Source organism: Cognatishimia activa (assembly GCF_001458335.1).
GTDB classification, from domain to species: Bacteria; Pseudomonadota; Alphaproteobacteria; order Rhodobacterales; family Rhodobacteraceae; genus Cognatishimia; species Cognatishimia activa.
Genome location: NZ_CYTO01000024.1, coordinates 579,073 through 591,982 on the forward strand (window position 1 = coordinate 579,073; position 12,910 = coordinate 591,982).

The 12,910-nt window shown below is 54.4% G+C and carries 13 protein-coding genes; 6 read left to right on the forward strand and 7 right to left on the reverse strand.

Annotated features, from left to right (window positions below; genetic code table 11):
• Positions 1 to 66 precede the first annotated feature (66 nt).
• Both TA5113_RS13900 and TA5113_RS13905 read right to left on the reverse strand, forming a co-directional pair.
• Positions 67 to 717, reverse strand: a complete 651-nt coding sequence (locus TA5113_RS13900) for a DsbA family oxidoreductase (protein ID WP_058314300.1) — start codon at positions 715 to 717, stop codon at positions 67 to 69.
• Positions 698 to 2,233, reverse strand: a complete 1,536-nt coding sequence (locus TA5113_RS13905) for a class I adenylate-forming enzyme family protein (RefSeq protein ID WP_058314299.1) — start codon at positions 2,231 to 2,233, stop codon at positions 698 to 700. Before TA5113_RS13905 ends, TA5113_RS13900 begins: the two co-directional genes overlap by 20 nt.
• 101 nt (positions 2,234 to 2,334) lie before the next feature.
• On the opposite strand from TA5113_RS13905, the gene TA5113_RS13910 reads away from it, so the two are divergent.
• Entirely contained in the window at positions 2,335 to 2,958 is a 624-nt protein-coding gene (locus tag TA5113_RS13910) for a helix-turn-helix domain-containing protein (RefSeq protein WP_058314298.1), read from the forward strand.
• On the opposite strand, the gene TA5113_RS13915 is transcribed toward TA5113_RS13910, so the two are convergent.
• Positions 2,955 to 3,608, reverse strand: coding sequence for a DUF1638 domain-containing protein (locus tag TA5113_RS13915; protein WP_058314490.1), 654 nt, complete (start codon positions 3,606 to 3,608; stop codon positions 2,955 to 2,957). The genes TA5113_RS13910 and TA5113_RS13915 overlap by 4 nt on opposite strands.
• 69 nt (positions 3,609 to 3,677) lie before the next feature.
• Positions 3,678 to 4,376: a cobalamin B12-binding domain-containing protein gene (locus tag TA5113_RS13920; protein ID WP_058314297.1), complete on the reverse strand. Its 699-nt coding sequence runs from the start codon at positions 4,374 to 4,376 to the stop codon at positions 3,678 to 3,680.
• A 150-nt stretch (positions 4,377 to 4,526) separates the two neighbouring features.
• Here TA5113_RS13920 and TA5113_RS13925 point away from each other — a divergent pair, with 150 nt between their 5' ends.
• A complete protein-coding gene (locus tag TA5113_RS13925) occupies positions 4,527 to 5,675 on the forward strand; it encodes a PA0069 family radical SAM protein (protein ID WP_370736447.1) in 1,149 nt (382 codons plus the stop codon).
• 19 nt (positions 5,676 to 5,694) lie between these two features.
• Here the strand turns inward: TA5113_RS13925 and bmt are convergent, their stop codons facing one another.
• From bmt to TA5113_RS13940, 3 genes are all read right to left on the reverse strand, one after another.
• On the reverse strand, positions 5,695 to 6,705 hold the full coding sequence (gene bmt, locus TA5113_RS13930) for a betaine--homocysteine S-methyltransferase (protein WP_058314296.1): 1,011 nt from the start codon (positions 6,703 to 6,705) through the stop codon (positions 5,695 to 5,697).
• 100 nt (positions 6,706 to 6,805) lie between these two features.
• Positions 6,806 to 8,554, reverse strand: a complete 1,749-nt coding sequence (locus tag TA5113_RS13935; RefSeq protein WP_131726406.1) for a phosphatidylglycerol lysyltransferase domain-containing protein — start codon at positions 8,552 to 8,554, stop codon at positions 6,806 to 6,808.
• A gap of 295 nt (positions 8,555 to 8,849) precedes the next feature.
• Positions 8,850 to 9,170 carry a DUF1476 domain-containing protein gene (locus tag TA5113_RS13940; protein ID WP_058314294.1) on the reverse strand — a complete coding sequence of 107 codons (321 nt, stop codon included), beginning with the start codon at positions 9,168 to 9,170 and terminating at the stop codon, positions 8,850 to 8,852.
• Positions 9,171 to 9,327: 157 nt separating this feature from the next.
• On the opposite strand from TA5113_RS13940, the gene purC reads away from it, so the two are divergent.
• From purC to TA5113_RS13960, 4 genes are all read left to right on the forward strand, one after another.
• Positions 9,328 to 10,089: a phosphoribosylaminoimidazolesuccinocarboxamide synthase gene (purC, locus tag TA5113_RS13945; RefSeq protein WP_058314293.1), complete on the forward strand. Its 762-nt coding sequence runs from the start codon at positions 9,328 to 9,330 to the stop codon at positions 10,087 to 10,089.
• A 90-nt stretch (positions 10,090 to 10,179) separates the two neighbouring features.
• Positions 10,180 to 10,410, forward strand: coding sequence for a phosphoribosylformylglycinamidine synthase subunit PurS (gene purS, locus TA5113_RS13950; protein ID WP_058314488.1), 231 nt, complete (start codon positions 10,180 to 10,182; stop codon positions 10,408 to 10,410).
• Complete coding sequence (gene purQ, locus TA5113_RS13955) at positions 10,410 to 11,078, forward strand: phosphoribosylformylglycinamidine synthase subunit PurQ (RefSeq protein WP_058314292.1); 669 nt, start codon at positions 10,410 to 10,412, stop codon at positions 11,076 to 11,078. Before purS ends, purQ begins: the two co-directional genes overlap by 1 nt.
• 37 nt (positions 11,079 to 11,115) lie before the next feature.
• The gene (locus TA5113_RS13960) at positions 11,116 to 12,894 is read left to right on the forward strand and encodes a sensor histidine kinase (protein WP_058314291.1); all 1,779 of its coding nucleotides are present in this window, start codon (positions 11,116 to 11,118) and stop codon (positions 12,892 to 12,894) included.
• Positions 12,895 to 12,910: the final 16 nt, after the last annotated feature.

Here is a 12,910-nt window from a genome sequence, read left to right on the forward strand (position 1 = left end):
CCTCGAAATGCGGGACCGTTAGCGCCAACCTATCTGGTCGGCGCTGAAATACAAGCGGTTATTGGGTCACGCGTTGCTGGTTTGCTGCTCGCGCAATTCTGCGATCACCTTGCGCCACAGTTCTGGCTGTTGCGCACCGGGTACCGCGTGACGGCCGCCAACAATGAAGGTTGGCACTGAATTAACGCCCATTTCCCGGGCGGTTGCGTCCCTTTGTTTAATCTCTTCCACGTCTGCATCGCTTTTCAGAAGGCGTTGCACAACAGCCGCATCCATACCGACGCTGTCAGCAAGATCTCCGAGAACCTCGTGATCGCCAATGTCGCGCCCGTCGATGAAATAAGCATGGAACAACGCATCGACGATGGCGTTTTGCTTGCCTTCGATTTTGGCCCAACTGATCAGGCGGTGCGCGTCCAAAGTGTTGGGTGTGCGTTTGATGGCTCCTACATCCAACTTGATGTTCGCCGCTTCCGCATGCTCGACGATCTGTGAGTACACCTTTACCGCATTCTCTTGGCCGCCAAATTTGGTTTCCAAATACTCGGCCCGGTCCATGCCACCCGCAGGCATGTCAGGGTTCAATTGGAAGGGATGCCACTCAATCAGAAACGGGTGATCGCCTTCTTGTTCCAAGGCGCGCTCTAGGAGGGTCTTACCGATATAGCACCAAGGGCAAATCGGGTCGGACATGATATCAAGTTTGATCGGATCCATTGGAAGGGGCCTTATACTCGGCGCGCAGCCGTTTGCGGTTGAGCTTACCATTGGCGTTTGTCGGCAAAACGTCAACGCGTTGATAAATGCGGGGCTGCTTGTAACGGGCGAGTGTGTCTTTGGCAAAGGTTTCGAGCGTCGCCTGGGTTACATTTTCGTCAGCGACATAAAAGGCGGCGATCAGATGGGTGTCGGCTTTGACTTCGACATCCGTGACGCCGATTTGTTGCAGGCCGGGACAAGCAGCAAGCGCGTGTTCTACCTCTAATGGCGATACTCTGAAGCCACCCGCATTCATCATGTCATCTGCGCGGCCTTCGTAATGAATGCTGCCGTCTTCGTCCATGCACCCCAGATCGCCCGTAAGGAACCAGTCACCTTGAAAACGATGTTGCGTCTCCTCGGGGGCATTCAAATAGCCAAGCATGAGGCCGGGGTCGTCCTTTGACACAGCGACTTGGCCCGTTTCGCCAATCGGAACAGGGCCTGTGTCATTTATCAGTGCAACGTGTCGCCCGGTTTGCGGCCGACCTAAAGCGCCCTCAGCAGCGCGGCGGCCGGGGGCGTGTGATACGAATGTGGAGCATTCAGACATTCCAAAGGCTTCGAGAATGTCGGTGCCTGTTCGTATGTTCCACTGTTCGCGCAGGGGTTCAGAGAGCTTCTCTCCTGCAGACAGTGCGTGGCGTAATGCTGGAAAGCTGGGCAAATCCTTTGAATGCAGAAGCTTTCGGAAGATGCCGGGCACCGCAGCGAAAAGCGTTGCTTGATGGGTATTTAGGATGCCTCCGATCTCATTTATATCTGTATCGGGCTCTAGGATCAGGCTGGTGGCCCCAAGGCTCCACGGATCCATCAGGCCAGTGCCCAAAGTGAAGGTCCAGTTGAACGCCCCCGCGTGAAGCAGCCGGTCGGTTTTAGAAAGTCCCGTCCAATCCTCAAACATCATTTGCCGTGCCCAGATGGCGCGATGGGCGTGCATGACCGCGCGGGGCTGACCTGAGGTGCCGGAGGTGTAGACGATATAGGCTAACCGGTTTGGATCACCCAATTGGTATTGTGCTTTCGGGCCTGATTTCAGCGGCACCAAGTTTGACTGAGCTAAGCACAGACATTCTGGATTGCCGATGGCGATGCCAGGTGCGTGGACGACCAATGCTGGTTTTAGCTCATCCAGCATTTTGTCCACTTCGCGATCGGTCAGGAGGCTAGAGGTCGGAACGGGCACCAGACCCACTGCGAGCGCCGCGAGATAGGTGATTGGGAAATCAACCGTGTTTCCAAGGCGAATGAGGACTAGGTCACCAGCGGTGAGCCCAAGATCCAGAAAGCCCTGTGCGATACCTAGAACGGCGCTTTCTATCTCGCCGAAACTGTAATTTTCCGCACTGCCTTTACTGACAACTGAAAGTGCAGTTTTCTCGCTCAGATCGGCAGCGTGACGCAACACATACTGCGCCATGTTGAATGGCGCAGGGCAGGGTGGTAGCGCGCCTTTATCAAAGACCGAAAGCATATGGGCTTGCTACTGGGCTTTGCACAACAGCGCAATATCCTTACCTTTTTCCGCTACGTGATAGGCTTGATGTTTGCAGCATTGCGCCCTAATGACAAGGTATGAGCGAACTGACACCGAAATCTTTGATCCAAGTAGCGCGGGAAAACGGCAGCCAAGAGGAAGCCGAACCGTTGGACTTGGGTATGCGCGTGCGCGAATTGCGCAAATCCCGTAATTGGACGCTAGAACAAGCGGCCAACCAAGCGGGTTTGGCGCGTTCGACCCTGTCAAAGATTGAAAACGGTCAGATGTCCCCGACCTTTGATGCGCTCAAGAAGCTTGCCGAAGGACTAGAGATTTCGGTTCCACAGCTCTTTACACCGCCCGTCAAAGGCCAGGTGAATGGGCGCATGGTTTTCACGAAAGAAGGCCAGGGCGCTGCACGCCCGACAACGACCTATGAACATGAGCTTTTGGCAGAGAACCTGACCAAGAAGAACATGCTGCCATACCGTGCGCGGGTTCGTGCGCGCAGTATGGATGAGTTTGATGGCTGGGTGCGGCACGACGGCGAAGAGTTTTTGTACGTGCTGACCGGTGTCGTGAAGCTCTACACCGAATTTTATGAGCCGGTAGAAATGCGCCGTGGTGACAGCGCGTATTATGACGGCTCTATGGGCCACAACGTAATCTCACTGAGCGATGATGACGCAAATATCCTTTGGGTAACATCGCTGGTTTAAGCGTTTGATTTTGAGACGGATTCCAACGACGTCTCAAGATCTCCATAGCCAGTGAAGCGATATTCAAAAGCAAGTCCAAGTCGCTCAGCGCAGTCTTTTGCTTTGTCGATCAGAGCCTGATCTTCTTTTTGGGCTTGATAAACAAGCTTCTCGTAATTGCCGAAATACATGTCCCGAAGCTCTGGATGGCGATCAAGCCCCATCGGCCTCCAGACAAAAGCGTCAAACTGACGGACCAGAAAATCTGTTAGATAGAAGGTAGTGATCTCATCTGCTGAAACTTCTGCAAATCGTTCATTGCCTTCAAAGAAGCTGTAGCAATGCGGTCCGGCAATCATTTCCACGCCCAGTTCGGCACAGAGACTTTTGAGAATGCCGCCTGTGCCGCAATCGGCATAGACCACAAAGATCGTATCAAAATTGTTCTTTTCGCGCGTGACCACATCGCGCACCGCATCGGGGATTTTTTGCGGATGGATATGATAGATCGCCGGCAGGCACTGAAGCTCCATATGGTCCCAACCATTGACCTTTTTCAGATCAACAATTTCGCGCGCCAAGGCACCGCAGGCGATCAGAAGGATACGGCCCTTTGAGGCAGCGGGCGCTAAACCTTCTTCGGTCAGCTGTTGGTCGGTGAAGTCAGTCATTTGCGCCTCCAAAAAGAAAAGCCCGCGCTGGAAAGCGCGGGCCATGATCAGGGGAGATCTAAAACGGGCTTAAGCGCTCATTTGGTTGTGTTTGCGTGACATCATCTCTTTGGCAGTTTCCACCGCTACAGCGGCGTCACGGCAATAGGCGTCTGCGCCAATCGCTTTGCCGAACTCTTCGTTCAGCGGCGCACCGCCCACAAGTACGATGTAGTCGTCACGTTTGCCTGTGGTCACGAGATGGTCGATGACGACCTTCATGTAAGGCATAGTGGTGGTCAGCAGAGCGGACATACCAAGGATGTCAGGCTGTTCTGCTTCCAGCGTCTCCATGTAGCTTTCGACAGCATTGTTGATGCCAATGTCGATCACTTCAAAGCCAGCGCCTTCCATCATCATACCCACAAGGTTCTTGCCGATATCGTGGATGTCACCCTTCACAGTGCCGATAACCATTTTGCCGATCTGAGGCGCGCCGGTTTCTGCCAGCAATGGCTTCAAGATCGCCATACCGCCCTTCATCGCGTTCGCCGCCAGAAGCACTTCTGGTACAAACAAGATACCGTCACGGAAGTCAGCACCAACAACGGTCATGCCGCCCACCAGGGCACGGGTCAGGATGTCATAAGGTTCCCAACCACGTTCCAGAAGGATGTTAGTTGCTTCTTCAATTTCTTCTTTCAGACCATCGTAAAGGTCGTCAAACATCTGATCGACGAGCTCGTCGTCGTTGAGTTCCGACAGGATGATTTCTTCTTCGTCTGACATTCAAAGGTTCCTACGGATGTTCGTTTTCCTGACATCCACTTATTCAGTTTTCTGGTTCGGTGCCTGTCTTAATAGCGACTTCGGCGAGATCAGTTCCGACTTATAGACAGGAAATTCGGGGATTGCAGGCGAAAAAGATTCATCGAAATCATGTGCCGGATTGCATTTGTTCTTGTTTTGTTCCAGTCTTTAGCCATGTCGGATGATGTTTTTTCTCAAACCACGCTAAAAATCGATGAAACCCGCCGTAAAGCCCGGGGAGCGTTGACGAATTTCAGTGGCCGCTATGAAGAATCAGAACGAGTCGAAACCCATGATGATTGGGATATTGAAGAAGACCGGATGGCGTTCAAAACCCATGTGGAAGAAGAGCACGCCAAGTCGATCATTACACGCAATAGCTCACCGGATTTGCCCTTTGATCGATCGATCAATCCGTATCGGGGCTGCGAACATGGCTGTATCTATTGTTTCGCTCGCCCGACCCATGCCTATTTGGGCTATTCACCGGGATTGGATTTTGAAACGAAGTTGATTGCCAAGGTAAATGCCGCGGAACTTTTGGATAAAGAGTTGCGGCGGCGCGGATACCCGGTAGCACCCATCGCTATTGGGACCAACACCGACCCTTACCAACCAATTGAAAAGCAATACCAATTGATGCGTCACATTTTGGAAGTGCTGCGTGCGTTTCAGCATCCTGTCACGGTTGTGACAAAGGGAACTTTGATCGAGCGCGATGTCGATATTCTCGCAGATATGGCCACCAATGGCTTGGCGCAGGTCGGGGTTTCCGTCACGTCTTTGGATCCGCGCATTTCTCGGCTGATGGAACCCCGTGCACCTGTGCCTAACCGACGCTTGGCTTTGATTGAGCGGCTGACCCGAGCGGGTATCCCTGTCAGGGTGATGATGGCACCGGTTGTGCCCGGCATAAATGATCATGAAATTGAGCGTATTCTTGGATCAGGTGCGCAAGCAGGAGCGACCGCGGCCAGTTGGATTTCTTTGCGATTGCCGTTGGAAGTGTCTGAGCTGTTTCAGGAATGGCTGAACGCACATTTTCCTGACCGCGCCAAAAAGGTGATGTCTCAAGTGCGAGATATGCACGGGGGCAAAGATTATGACCCGGAATGGGGGAAGCGCATGCGCGGTGAAGGGCATTTTGCCGAGATCATGAGCCACCGCGCGGCTTTAGCGATGCGGCGCAATGGGCTGAGTAAATCTTTGCCGGCGCTGCGAACGGACTTATTCACGGTGCCCTTTGAACAGGGCAACCAATTGAGTTTGTTTGAATAAGTCTAGTTAGCGAACCGTATTAACTGCGTCGACGACGTCTGCGTTTCGGCGCTCCGCCGTCGTCTTCGGTGCCATCTTGTGCGGACGAGAAACCACCGATTTGATCTGCGATTGATTCCAAAGTTGGACGTTCAGATCGAGGGCGTGTTTCAAGCGCTTCGCGCATTGCCACCAAATGCTCTCCTTTAGTGCCACAACAGCCGCCGATGATCGTCGCGCCTGCATCACGCGCCATAACCGCATAGTCAGCCATCAATGTCGGTGTGCCATCGTAATGAATGTGTCCATCTACGTATTTTGGAATACCGGCATTGCCCTTCGAAATAATTGGGCGTTCAGTCCCCTGTGCAGAGAAGCCCAAGACTGTGCGCAGCAAATCAGAAGCGCCAACACCACAATTGGCCCCAAAGCCGATAGGTGGGTTTGGCAATTCTTCGACCAGTTTCACCAAATCCGCAGATGTCACGCCCATCATGGTGCGACCAGCAGTGTCAAAGCTCATGGTGCCGCACCACGGCATATCTGCAAGCGCAAACCCTTCCGCAGCAGCTTTGAATTCTTCAGGAGCGGAAATGGTTTCCAGCCAAAGAACGTCGGCACCACCTTCCTTCAATCCTTCTGCCTGTTCATGAAACATTTCCACTGCATCAGCATGGGAAAGGTCACCGACAGGCTCCATGATGTCCCCAGTCGGTCCAACGGAACCCGCGACCACAATGGGTCGATTTGCGGCATCTGCAATCTCGCGACCCAGTTCTGCAGCTATTCGATTCAATTCAAGGACACGGTTCTGAGCATCGTGCAATTTCAAACGAGATGCGTTTCCGCCGAAAGAATTGGTGAGGAACAAGTCGCTGCCAGAATCCACAGCGATTTGGTAAAGCGCTTTGATTTTAGCGGGCTCATCCGCGTTCCAAAGCTCCGGTGCGTCACCAGACATCAGGCCCATATTAAACAGGTTCGTGCCCGTCGCCCCGTCGGCCAGCAGCCAGTCGCGGGTTTCAAGCAGTTTTGTCAGAGCGTTTGTCATTGGTGTGTCCTAGGCGCGAGTCGCAAAAATATTCCTCCCAATGCCAGTTTGGCACAGGGAGGACAATTGCAATCTCTTCACGATGATTATGAAAGCCAGTTTACTCGGCTGGGAATGTTGGTGTTTTTGCCTCAGCGTAAACAGGAACTGGCTTGGGTGAGGCGCGTTTGACCGAGCGGATCAGGTCAACTGCCGCCAAGGCGAGTTGCGCAGGTCCAGGCGCCGCCATGTAAAGCGGTTGCCAGCGTGGGTTAAAGCAAGCCTTGAATTGACGCAAACCTGGGCCGCCTGCTTTGGTAAAGAAGTTCCGACGCAAGGATTTTTCAAGCCAATTGTGATGTGTCAAAGCGCCCGCAGGAGCAGCGGCGAGGGAAACACACGAGACGTTTTCGTGTTTTGCCGCCTCAATGGCTGTTTGTACGAGGAGGTGCATCGTTCCGTCCGGTGCATCATCAGTGGCGCGCATGAGGTCTAAGCACCATTCGTGGCTTGTTTTATGAAAACTTACGAAGCCGATGAGCTGCTCGCCAAGGTAAGCCAAAAATACCGCTTGACCAGAGACATAGCTTGCTTCGAACTGGCCCATCGACAACCCGCGCGCACCGCCATTGCGGGCTTCCCAGGCTTCGCTGATCTGCGCCATATCTTCAAAGGGAAGGGTGTCTTTTGCGATTGCAATCTGAACACCAGCCTTTTCCGCCTGACGCAATTTGCGCCGCAGCTGACGGTACTTTGAACCTTCAAGTGCGTGGTCGCTTGGTACGATCAGAGCTTCATCGGATACATGGAGTACGGTCCAGCCTTCGCGGCGCGCGCGCAGTGCATGACGGCGGGAGATTTTGTATTTGCACACAACGCGGTTCTGCTCGCGCGCAATGCGCTTTAGGGGAGCGGCGAGATCGGAGGAATCTCCAATCACTGGATCAAAAATTGTCGTTAGCGTTTGGCCTGTCCGAACAACGCCACATGCACCGGCCGTGCAATGCAGGATGGATCCACCGTTTTGGCGCACAACACCCAGCTCGGCACGCGCTGACTTATTGGTCAAAGCGGTGTCGATACAGCCGTTGACGCTCTCTGCCCAACCATCAGCGCCGCGGGCAATGGGGCGCAGCACCATGATACCGCCGATTGCAGCAGGGATGGCGTAATAAACCATCCGGAACGCGAGGATCGCGGCCATCAGCTCCATTTCAGGGAAATGCGGAAGCATCGCAAGGACTGTAAGCTCGAATGGGCCGACGCCGCCGGGAGTGCCTGAAAGGATAGCTGCGCCGAGCGCAATCAGATAAATCGGGAAGAGGGCGGCAAAGCTGATATCAACGCCTGCTGGCACAAGGATCCAAAACGCTAAGGCCGCTGCTGCGACGTCCAATAGGCAGAAGCCCAGCAAGGCACCCATGGCGGGAAGTGTCGGCATTTCAACATCTTGTCCTGCACGTTTCAACACAGGGTTTAAGAAGGCGATGCCGGCAAGGCCTGTTAGAATGGCCAGAACCGAGCACGGAATGGCGAGCGGAATGTCAGCGGCTGGCAGAATGAGCACAGCGATAGAGGTGATCGCTGCCCAAGATGCCAAGAAAGCAAGTGTTACAAACGCGGTGATCTTCGCGCTTTTCACAAGACCCAGGCCCGGTTGCATGCGCCAACGTATGAACGCGCCAACCACGGCACCTGCGCCGGTGGTCTGACCAACTGAAATTGCCGCAGCACCAGTAAGCGTGGCGCGCCGGTCAGAAACGCCCGTTCGGAAATGGCGATGAGCGATCACATCATAACGCGCGACGGCCCAAAAACTGACCCCGGTCGCAGCAAAGGCCAGCGCCCATTGCCACAGCGACACGGCCATGACCGCGCCCCAAAGCTGCGCGAAATCAATATGTTGGAGTTGATTGTAAAGTGCCCAACAGCAAACGATCCCGATCCCAATCGGAATAGTATGCCGCAGCACAGTTCTTGTGCGACGGATTGCCTGCCCCAAAATCCTAGTCCTCAGTATATTCTGATCCCTCCGTCGCGTTCGGCGCGGAAGGTTGTCGGGAATATTAACAATGTCCGGATTAAAGGAGGTTTAAAGCGAGCGCGATGCGACACGTCATCCGCTCGCCTTTTGGTTGTTTTTGCAACAGTTTTCGAAGTCCCGTTTACGCGTCGGGGTCTTCAGCAAGCTGTCCTTTGGCGGCGATCAGGCACTCTTTGCGCTTCGCGCGGATCTCGTCAGAAGTGACTTTACCTTCAAAATCCGCTGTGACTTTACGGATCACATCCTCATCGCCTGCCTCCTCAAAGTCGGCCACGATGACGGTTTTGGCATAAGCTTCAGCCTCATCGCCGGAAATGCCCATCTTTTCAGCCGCCCACAGGCCCAACAATTTGTTGGCGCGCGCTTCGGCTTTGAAGGTCATTTCTTCATCATGTGCAAATTTCGCTTCAAATGCTGTTTCGCGGTCGTCAAATGTGTTCATGTCCTACCTCTTGGAACTTAACGCGTTTCTCTTAATGATATGCGCATCTGCGACGGATGTCGCAAGAGGTAAGCCGACCTTGCGGCATGTTTATTCATAGCTTAAAGAGCGCCTAAGAAGCGGGGAGTCGGTTCCCGCCCATCTGGAAAGAGCTCTCATGGCACGCGGCAAAAAACTCTACGAAGGCAAAGCAAAGGTTCTTTATGAAGGTCCAGAGCCGGGCACCATTGTGCAATACTTCAAGGATGATGCCACAGCGTTTAACGCTGAGAAGAAAGATGTGATTGACGGCAAAGGTGTGCTGAACAACCGCCTGAGCGAGTTTTTCATGCTGGGTCTGGACCAGATTGGCGTTCCGACACACTTCCTGAAGCGCCTGAACATGCGTGAGCAACTGGTGCGCCGCTGCGAGATTGTTCCGCTGGAAATCATCGTGCGCAATTTTGCCGCTGGATCGATGGCCAAGCGTTTGGGTATGGAAGAGGGCACAAAGCTGCCGCGTCCGATCATCGAATATAGCTACAAAGACGATGCTCTGGGTGATCCGCTGGTTCCAGAAGAGTATATCGCGGCCTTTGGCTGGGCGAGCCAGCACGATATGGACGACATCTATTCAATCGCAATGCGCGTGAATGACTACCTGTCCGGTGTCATGTATGGCGTTGGCATCAAACTGATCGACTTCAAAATCGAAGTGGGTCGGGTGTTTGAAGGTGACTTCCAGCGTTTGGTTGTGGCCGATGAAATCAGCCCTGATAGCTGCCGTTTGTGGGATATTGAGACCGGTAAGAAGCTCGACAAAGACGTGTTCCGTCAGGATTTGGGCAATTTGACCGATGCTTATACCGAAGTCGCACATCGTCTTGGGGTTCTGCCGAAGAACCCGACGCCGGTGACCAAGCCGACGCTGATCAATTAAGGGAAGGCCCTGCCGATGGCAGGGCTTTTTGAGTATTTTTGCAAAGAAGAAGCCAGAGGGTGGTTTCTTGACGAGCTGGAGAGAAATGACATGAAAGCACGTGTCTATGTGATGCTGAAAAACGGTGTTTTGGACCCACAAGGTGAAGCGGTGCGCCATGCGCTCGGTTCCCTTGGCTTTGACGGCGTAGAAGGCGTGCGTCAGGGCAAGGTGATTGAGCTGGACTTGGCGGAAGGCACCACCGAGGCAACTGTGACCGACATGTGTGAGAAGCTCCTGGCGAACACCGTGATCGAAAGCTACCGGGTGGAGCTGTCCTAATGAAAGCGGCGGTTGTTGTTTTTCCGGGATCAAACTGTGACCGCGACCTCGCGGTGGCATTTGAGCGCGCCGGAGCAGATGTCACCATGGTGTGGCACAAAGAGACTGAGCTGCCTGAAGGCATCGATATTGTTGGTGTTCCTGGCGGCTTTTCCTATGGCGACTACCTGCGCTGTGGTGCGATTGCTGCGAACTCTCCGATCTGCCGCGCGGTTGTGAAACATGCTCAAGCGGGCGGTTACGCCTTGGGTGTTTGCAATGGTTTCCAGATCCTGACAGAGACCGGTCTTTTGCCCGGCGCGTTGCGTCGTAATGCGGGTCTAAAATACATCTGCCGGACGGTAGGCTTGAAAGTTGAAACTTCTCAGAGCGCTTTCACCGTTGGCTACAATGCCGGTGACGTGATCGATATCCCGATCGCGCACCATGATGGCAACTACTTTGCGGATCCTGATACGCTGTCTTTGTTGAAAGACAACGACCGCGTTGCTTTCACCTACACCGACAATCCAAACGGGTCCGTGGAAGACATTGCGGGTGTGCTCTCTGCGAACAAGCGGGTGCTTGGCATGATGCCTCACCCAGAGCGCGCGGCGGATTCCGGCCATGGCGGCACCGATGGGACGGCAATGTTTAGCGCATTGATGGACCAAGTGGTCACAGCCTGACTTGAGTGCGCCGCTCAGGCGGCGTACCGTACCGCTTATGAGCGGGGAAACTTTGAATAGCACCAAACCTAGTCGACTGCGGACGATCTCGTGGCGCGTACGCGCGTCGATTTTGCTGCTGACGGTGGTGGCAGGCGCAGTGATTTGGTTCACCAACGCGCTGCTGACGGACCGGTTCACCCAAAACACCCATAACCGCGCAGAACTACGGCTTGCGCTTTATTCCGGGAACCTGCTTTCGGAACTGCGTCGCAGTGCAATCGTGCCCCAGCTTTTGGCGCGGGACCCGGAATTGATCCGCGCCTTGGAAACCGGGGACTTTAGCTCGTCCACAGCGCGATTGATCTCTTTTGTTGAAGAAATTGGTGCGGCGTCGCTTGTGTTGCTCGATACCGATGGACGTACCGTTGCGGCGACGGATCGCAACCGTTTGGGCGAAAATCACCGGCAATCGGCCTATTTTGTCGATGCGATGCGCGCCAATGCAACGGTGTTCACCGTCGAGCCACGGCAAGGGGTGGGCTATAGTTTTACCTATTCGCGTCGTCTGGATAACCAGAATGTAGCGCTTGGGGTCATCGTTGTTGAGGTGGATCTACAGAAGTTCGAACGCGCTTGGGCGGGGATTTCCGATGCGGTGCTCGTGACTGACTCAGAGGGCACCATCATCCTTGCGACCGAGCCGCGCTGGCGTGGATTGACGGAAGAGGCGGCACTTGTGCGCCAACCGGCGCAAGGGGCCATTGAACGGGCTATTCAGGCGACTTCGGATTGGACGTCACTTTCCGCGGACGCGTATGTGCAGGGCGAGGCGGTGATGCGCAAGGAATCCCGCATCCCGTTCAGGGGGTGGCAGATGGCCAGTTTCACCACCTATGCCTCTGTGCGCGAACGGGTGAATGCGGTGCTTGCGCTGGAAATCATGGGATTCGCCATTCTACTGGCGCTGGCCTTCTATTTTCTCAGCCGAAAGAACGCGTTGCGTATGGCGTTGTTTCAACGTGAATCGGCGAGCCTTCGCGCATTGAACCATAGGCTGCAGCGAGAAATCGCCGAGCGTGAACGCATGCAAATGAGCCTTGAAGTGGCAGAGCAAAGCCTCGCGCAGAGCTCGAAACTGGCCGCTTTGGGCGAGATGTCTGCCGCGGTTTCCCACGAACTTAATCAGCCATTGGCGGCGATGAAAACCTACCTTGCTGGTGCGCGACTTTTGCTAAGGCGGAACCGCCCGGAAGAAGCGCTGACATCGTTTACACGCATTGATGATCTGATCGAGCGCATGGGGTCCATTACCAAGCAGCTCAAGAGCTACGCGCGTAAGGGCGGCGAGGACTTTCGCCCAGTAGAACTTGGGGGTGCGCTCGGGTCAGCGCTTTCGATGATGGAGCCGCAACTGCGCCAGAGACATGTTAAAATCAGCCGTATCATTCCTGATGATCCGGTGATGGTCATGGGGGATCAGGTGCGCATTGAACAGGTGATGGTGAACCTGTTGCGCAACGCCCTTGATGCCACCAAAGGGGTAGATGACCCAGAGATCGAAGTCCTGCTGGCTGCCGGTGAAACTGCCACTTTGACCGTGCGCGACAATGGTCCGGGTATTCAGGATCTCGATAGCCTGTTTGAACCATTTTACACCACCAAACAGCCCGGCGATGGGGTTGGGCTGGGGCTTGCCATTTCCTCGGGGATCGTGAACGACCTAGGGGGACGGTTGACCGCTCGCAATGGGCAGGCGCCGGATGGCAAAGGGCAGGGGGCTGTATTTGAGGTGCAGTTGCCTATCTTAAGTGGTGAAATTGAAGCTGCGGAATAAGCGCGGAGACGACGAA

Bases quoted from the DNA above. Each gene is read 5' to 3' on its own strand.
- TA5113_RS13935 (WP_131726406.1), bottom strand. From the start codon at position 8,554: ATGGCCGTGTCGCTGTGGCAATGGGCGCTGGCCTTTGCTGCGACCGGG.
- TA5113_RS13905 (WP_058314299.1), bottom strand. From the start codon at position 2,233: ATGCTTTCGGTCTTTGATAAAGGCGCGCTACCACCCTGCCCTGCGCCA.
- TA5113_RS13910 (WP_058314298.1), top strand. From the start codon at position 2,335: ATGAGCGAACTGACACCGAAATCTTTGATCCAAGTAGCGCGGGAAAAC.
- TA5113_RS13925 (WP_370736447.1), top strand. From the start codon at position 4,527: ATGTGCCGGATTGCATTTGTTCTTGTTTTGTTCCAGTCTTTAGCCATG.
- TA5113_RS13940 (WP_058314294.1), bottom strand. From the start codon at position 9,170: ATGAACACATTTGACGACCGCGAAACAGCATTTGAAGCGAAATTTGCA.
- purC (WP_058314293.1), top strand. From the start codon at position 9,328: ATGGCACGCGGCAAAAAACTCTACGAAGGCAAAGCAAAGGTTCTTTAT.
- TA5113_RS13960 (WP_058314291.1), top strand. From the start codon at position 11,116: ATGAGCGGGGAAACTTTGAATAGCACCAAACCTAGTCGACTGCGGACG.
- purS (WP_058314488.1), top strand. From the start codon at position 10,180: ATGAAAGCACGTGTCTATGTGATGCTGAAAAACGGTGTTTTGGACCCA.
- purQ (WP_058314292.1), top strand. From the start codon at position 10,410: ATGAAAGCGGCGGTTGTTGTTTTTCCGGGATCAAACTGTGACCGCGAC.
- TA5113_RS13920 (WP_058314297.1), bottom strand. From the start codon at position 4,376: ATGTCAGACGAAGAAGAAATCATCCTGTCGGAACTCAACGACGACGAG.
- bmt (WP_058314296.1), bottom strand. From the start codon at position 6,705: ATGACAAACGCTCTGACAAAACTGCTTGAAACCCGCGACTGGCTGCTG.
- TA5113_RS13900 (WP_058314300.1), bottom strand. From the start codon at position 717: ATGGATCCGATCAAACTTGATATCATGTCCGACCCGATTTGCCCTTGG.
- TA5113_RS13915 (WP_058314490.1), bottom strand. From the start codon at position 3,608: ATGACTGACTTCACCGACCAACAGCTGACCGAAGAAGGTTTAGCGCCC.